This window comes from Flavobacterium sp. ABG, assembly GCF_001027725.1.
GTDB classification, from domain to species: Bacteria; Bacteroidota; Bacteroidia; order Flavobacteriales; family Flavobacteriaceae; genus Flavobacterium; species Flavobacterium cupriresistens.
This window is the reverse complement of the sequence record NZ_LEKS01000057.1, coordinates 1-549: the sequence shown is the minus strand read 5'-3', so window position 1 is coordinate 549 and position 549 is coordinate 1. Positions and strand designations below refer to the sequence as shown.

The following is a 549-nucleotide window of genomic DNA, read 5'->3' as shown; positions in this document are numbered from 1 at the left end:
TTTATCATTTGCGGTAATTGCAAATTCTACACGGCGGTTTTGACTTCTGCCTTCCGGTGTATCATTAGTAGCAATTGGATCCGCAATTCCAAAACCAGACGTTTTGAATCTACTTGTTTTTAACCCTTTTAAAACCAAATAATCCTTAACTGATACTGCTCTTTTTTGAGAAAGTGTCAAATTATATTCTGGTTTACCTGTATTATCAGTATAACCAAAAATCTCAATATTTGTATCCGCATAACTATTAAATACAGGAATCAATTTATCTAAATTAGCTTTAGCTTGAATGGTTAAAGTCGTTTTATTAGTATCAAAGCGAACAGCATCCTCTTTCAAAGTCAAGTGAATTCCTTCACCTACTCTTTCTACATCGGCACCTGGCAAAGCTTGATCAATTTCTCTGGCTTGCTTATCCATTTTATTTCCAATAAGAGCGCCTGTTCCTCCACCAACTGCAGCACCAATAGCCGCTCCCAAAGCAGCATTACCACCTTTTCCTAAATTATTACCTAGAATCCCACCGATTAATGCTCCTGCTGCAACACC

1 protein-coding gene is annotated in these 549 nt (G+C 37.3%); it reads right to left on the bottom strand.

Going from position 1 to position 549, the window contains the following annotated elements; translation table 11 throughout:
* Positions 1-549, bottom strand: a 549-nt coding sequence (locus tag AB674_RS21630; protein ID WP_047779366.1) for an OmpA family protein, incomplete at both ends; no start/stop codon positions are given.